Origin of the sequence: Blautia acetigignens, from assembly GCF_025566865.1 — a bacterium.
Lineage (GTDB): Bacteria > Bacillota > Clostridia > Lachnospirales > Lachnospiraceae > Blautia_A > Blautia_A acetigignens.
Genome location: NZ_JAOQJM010000036.1, coordinates 1 through 5,440 on the forward strand (window position 1 = coordinate 1; position 5,440 = coordinate 5,440).

At 38.9% G+C, this 5,440-nt stretch carries 3 protein-coding genes and 1 pseudogene; all 4 read right to left on the reverse strand.

Features of this window, described 5'->3' with window-relative positions; genetic code table 11:
- Positions 1-156: 156 nt before the first annotated feature.
- Positions 157-822: pseudogene (locus OCV70_RS18690) on the reverse strand (IS91 family transposase); the annotation flags it as partial.
- A gap of 185 nt (positions 823-1,007) precedes the next feature.
- Complete coding sequence (locus OCV70_RS18695) at positions 1,008-2,261, reverse strand: ATP-binding protein (RefSeq protein ID WP_117853977.1); 1,254 nt, start codon at positions 2,259-2,261, stop codon at positions 1,008-1,010.
- A gap of 391 nt (positions 2,262-2,652) precedes the next feature.
- Positions 2,653-3,948 carry a group II intron reverse transcriptase/maturase gene (ltrA, locus tag OCV70_RS18700; RefSeq protein ID WP_173768597.1) on the reverse strand — a complete coding sequence of 432 codons (1,296 nt, stop codon included), beginning with the start codon at positions 3,946-3,948 and terminating at the stop codon, positions 2,653-2,655.
- A 457-nt stretch (positions 3,949-4,405) separates the two neighbouring features.
- The gene (locus tag OCV70_RS18705) at positions 4,406-5,296 is read right to left on the reverse strand and encodes a CPBP family intramembrane glutamic endopeptidase (RefSeq protein ID WP_262579990.1); all 891 of its coding nucleotides are present in this window, start codon (positions 5,294-5,296) and stop codon (positions 4,406-4,408) included.
- Between the last annotated feature and the right edge of the window lie 144 nt (positions 5,297-5,440).

A 5,440-nucleotide genomic window follows, 5' to 3' on the forward strand; every position in this document is an offset into this window, starting at 1 on the left:
TCACAGGAGGCTTTATTTTGTTATCCTCACCGCTTCCGCCTACTCCATTCTCCCCAGCATAGCTGGGGGATTAGGCTTTTCATTCAAGAAATCAATTTCAGGCATGACAAACAAACCTCCTATGCGGAAGTCATTTATTCTATGCAATTGTAGATTTTAACATCTCACATGTGCATGAAAAGAAGAACTGTATTTATCTTTGCGGGGTGATACCATATTCCCTCCGCAAGAAGAACATTTGCATACATCGATGTGATACAAAACCTTTATCATTTCTACTGCATTTAGATTTTTTAATGTAGAAATGTATTTCTTGCATCCAAGCAGGTTTCTGCAGAGAGTTATCTTTTTTCTCTTGTTTCTACATGATAGCAGACCATAGTGCCGGATTCTGACAAATCGTTTGGGTGGAACATGCATCATGAATCGACGGATGAATTCTTCTCCTGAAATTGTTTTCTCTTTCCAGTGGCCTTCGTTTTTATAGTCTTTTACTGCATATGTAACTGTCGTATCCGTCATGGATTTGATTCGATGATTACTGATTGCTATCCTGTGGGTATATTTTCCAAGATAATTGATAACCGGCTGTGCACCATTGAAAGTTTCTTTGCAGTAAGAGACCCAGTTCTTTTCATAACACTTATCAAGAAGTTCTTTAAAACGATAGCTGTTCTGATATTTCTCTGCTGTACCATGAAATTTAAGCTTAGAATCATTCCACAGGCTTTTTAACTCATCCAGATATTTTCCGCGGAACACTTTCGAGATAACACCATATGGGAGAAAAAAATTTCCACCTGTATCTTTCCATTTATTCTCGTATGTTCTCACTATCGGAATCGTACTCTGTCTGTTCTACATAATCTGCGGAACAGTCTCGTTTGTACGGATAAAAAAATAAACTGAGCCACGGCTGTTCCAACATGAAATCAGCCGTGGCCTTATTTATATCATTTCACTCTTTTTTGAAATAGAACAACACCACAGCAACAACTCAAATCGACTTAAAATTCCAGGCTATTCGCATTCAGCAAGAAATGCTTCATTCCCATGATGACAAAACCTTCATCATTTCTCCAAGGCTTTTTGCTGCCATTTACAATGACGATCTTCTTGAAAGAGTCCGGGATATTACGCAGAGAATTGAACTCCTGCGTCTGTTTTTCTTCCGAAGTCATGTCATATGCAACCTGGATATAGTATCTCTGGTTTCCTTGATTCACCACAAAGTCAACCTCCAACTGCTTGCGAACACGTTTGCCCTCTTTATCCTTATCGAAGATATCCACGACACCCACATCAACATTGTAGCCACGGATCAGCAGCTCATTATAAACAATGTTCTCCATGATATGAGTAGGCTCCTGCTGTCTGAAATTCAGACGTGCATTTCTCAGTCCCAGATCAGTAAAGTAGTATTTCAGATTTGCACCGATATACTTTCTGCCCTTAATATCGTATCGGCTTGCCTTGGAAATCAAAAAGGCATCTGTCAAATGGTCGATATGCTTGGAGATGGTTTTATTAGCATAAGTCATCTGGCGCTCACTGGCAAAGGTATTGGCAATCTTTGAAGGGTTGGTCGGTGCGCCGATTGCAGATGCAAGCACATCAACCAGAATCCCAATCTCATCCACGTTCTGAATCTTATTTCTTTCAATAACATCCTTCAGATAGACATTTGCAAAGATGTTCTTCAGATAGTCCGCTTTCTGTCGTTCGCTCTGGAAACTTACGATCTGCGGCAATCCTCCGTAGATCATGTAGTCATCCCAGGCATCATCATAATCGCCGTCATAGACAGAATAAAACTCTGCAAAGGAGAGAGGGTAGATTCTAATCTCATCACCTCTGCCACGGAATTCGGTCACAATGTCGCTGGACAGGAACTTGGAATTACTTCCGGTGACATACACATCAATATTGCTCATGCGGAGCAGGCTGTTCAGCACTTCCTCAAATCGTGGCATGAACTGCACTTCATCCAAAAGGAGATAATACTTCCCGTCGTCTTTCATGGCATCCTTGATGTACTTGAAGCATACCTTGGGATCTCTTAATTCCCCGTTCTCAATACCATCCAATGCAATTTCAATAATATGATCAACATCAACGCCGTTCTCCAGTAAGTATCTCTTAAAGATGGTAAACAGCAAAAAGGATTTGCCACATCTACGAATGCCGGTAATCACCTTTATCATTCCATTATCTTTTCGCTCGATCAGCTGCTGTAGGTAAGCGTCTCTTTTAATCTCCATCGTTACACTCCCCATTTCCGTGCATCTACACACTTTTTAGTAATGAGATTCTATCACAGAACGACCTGAATTTCAATATGTATTCCCATTTTATGTACATCTACACACTTTTATGTAATGTTGATAAATATATTTTCAGATTTTTTTGATTGCAGTGTCTATAATCGATTACTCCAATCGTTATTATAGGTAGACAACAAAAAGAAGATGGTTCCGATGTTTCATTAAATATGTTCGTTAGTCTTTTACGCAAAGGATTCTATCTCCTCTGCGCCTAATGCTTTTCGGATTCAGTTCAACAGTCGAGTAGACTAAGACCTCTCAATCTTAGCCCCTCACAGATCCGTACGTGCGGCTTTCCCGCATACGGCTCCTCATAGTAACATTCGCTTCAATATAAACAATAGTACGTTTTAGGTTTTGCTAACGGGTAATACTTGAGCATTTCCACAAATCCATTCCATGTGTATGCCCGTCTACAACCTCTCCGATTCATGGCTTTGAATAGAAACTGTTGTACTCTATGCAGGAATGTTGTTATCTTCCGAAAATTCCATGTAACACCATAATACCGATAGTGTCCAATTAGTTTTACGTTCAACTCTTTAATTATTTCTCGCATTGGTCGATTTCGATTATCGTAAATCCAGTTCTTGTATGCTCTAACCTTTTGCTCTAACTTCTTTCTTGAAGTCTGTATCTTTGGCACGAAACCTCCCTTTCGAGTTTTGCTACAGTAGAAGGTAAATCCCAGAAAATCAAATGTTTCAGGCTTACATTCTCCTCTTGCTCTACGATTCTGCTCTGCAAATCTCCCAAATTCAATCAGTCTGCTTTTACTACTTTCCAGCTCCAGTCCAAACTTTTCCATTCGTTCCTTTAACTCTTTATAGTATCTTTCAGCTTCTGACTTATATTGAAATCCTGCAACAAAATCATCCGCAAAGTTGACGAGAAAACACTCTCCCTGCATTTCCCTTTGCACCACCAGCTTAAACCACAGCGTCAGCACATGATGCATATATATATTTGCAAGCATCGGACTCATTACTGAGCCTTGTGCCGAACCTTCCTCTGTTGGCTCGAATTTTCCTTGCTCCATTATTCCTGCTTTAAGGTATTTACGTATTAGCCACAATAAGTTCTTATCCTGTATATTCCATTCAAGGAACTTCATCATCCAATCATGGTCGATATGGTCAAAGAAACCTTTGATATCGGCATCTACGATATAGCTGATTTTTCCATAGCTTATCCGTTGGTATACTTCTTTTATTGCTTCGTGACACCCCCTATTCGGTCTGAATCCATACATGCAGTTTAGGAATCTCGGTTCATAAATAGCTCCCAGTATTTTCTTCACTGCCATTTGTACAATCTTATCTTCATAGGAAGCAATCCCTAATGGTCGTTTCTTTCCATTTCCTTTAGGTATATATACCCTCAGTGACGGAAGTGGCTTAAAGGATTTGTTTTTCAACCTCTGTACCAGTTCCCTGATATTTCTATCAAGGTTCTTCCCATACTCATCCTTAGTTACCTTGTCAATTCCGACTGCTTTGTTCCCATCTAATTCCTTATGGCATTGCTTTAGCATATCTTCATTTATCAAATGGTACACTGATGTAAATATAGGATGTTTTGATGTTGCCGATATCTCAGCTATTCTCACTAATTTCGTTTCCATTATTTCCTCCGTCCCTGAGTACGGATAATGTGTCCTCAGTAAGACCTTTACTATGCAATCCCCTTCCCTCCATCGGCATTGCCCGATTTCTACAGTACTATGGGATTGTCCGACCACCTACCATTCATTTGAAATACTCCGTTTTCAGTTGCAATTTCATACTCTTCTTCGAGAAATGGCAGGTTCTCCCCAGTTGATGTGTATTCATAATGTAAAACATGATTGGTTCTCTGACTCCGCAGTGCCACATAACACTCGCCATATCGCATTACATGATATTGTCTTCCGCACCAGTTAAGACGTCGACCGACTGAAGTTAACGTTTCGAAGCTCAATCACTATTCAACCCTGCTTTCTTGCTGTCTACGCTTGTCAGATGCCGTTACCGGCATCATCCCAAGACTCGCTATTATCTGGTTGGCTAAACCTTGGATAAACCGGAATCCCACCGGCTTGACTACACACCCTTAGCTGGGCGCACAACTGGATTTTGTTTTTTGATACTTATTACACTTTTGCTTTTTTTCTTAATCATACATATTGCTGCTAAAGTAACTATAACATAACCTAATAGTGCAATAATTGATGATTCAATTCCAAATTCTCCACCAGTGAAAACAAAGTCTTTTGAATCAAGTACATATGTCATAACCGAATATTCATCTGCCTTTTCGCTTATTGATAAACCGCCGCCAATAATTAAAATATTCCAAAGTGAATGGACAATTCCGCTGTTCCAAACAGAACCACTTTCAATAGCAACCATTGAGAACATTATTCCCACCATTGTTCCTGCAATAAGAACCAACAGGCTACTTATAATGGAAAAATCCATTCCTATAATATGTACTAATCCAAATAAAACTGATGGAATTAATACAGCTACTTTAATATTCCATTTCTCTTTTAACAGATTTAGAATAACTCCTCGAAAAACCATTTCTTCAACAAAACCAGCGGCTATGCCTGTAAAAGCAATACCAGCACTCAGTGTTGAAAAAATCTGATTACTATTCATTCCAGAAGAAACGTACTTTCCAGAAAAGAAAAAAAGATAAACCGCTTTTACTGTCACAGGTAATAATACACCTACAATAATCCATTTAGCTTTAATTGAAAATTTTGGCATTCCCAAATTTTCTATTTTTATTTTAAGTAGTCTTTTTGAAAATAATTCACTTAAAACAAATGCTAATCCAACATATATAATTCCTGCTATAATATTGCATATACCTTCTGGAATTTTAACCAAAACAAACAAACTTGCCACTAACTGAGCTAATATTTGAGCTACTATCAATACAATGATGGCCCCCAAAGCCCCTCCTATCGTCTTTCTTGTACTCATAAAAAGCTCTCCTTTACCTTCATTATTGCAAAAATTTACTACCAACTTAACAAATCCCGATTGAACAAAATCGCTGCGCGATGGCCTGTCAAGGCTGTGGCGCAGTTTTTTCATTCAAAAAAGCAGTGGAATTACTTTCCATAA

Coding starts and splice junctions, on each gene's coding strand:
- OCV70_RS18695 (WP_117853977.1), bottom strand. CDS start 2,261: ATGGAGATTAAAAGAGACGCTTACCTACAGCAGCTGATCGAGCGAAAA.
- ltrA (WP_173768597.1), bottom strand. CDS start 3,948: ATGGAAACGAAATTAGTGAGAATAGCTGAGATATCGGCAACATCAAAA.
- OCV70_RS18705 (WP_262579990.1), bottom strand. CDS start 5,296: ATGAGTACAAGAAAGACGATAGGAGGGGCTTTGGGGGCCATCATTGTA.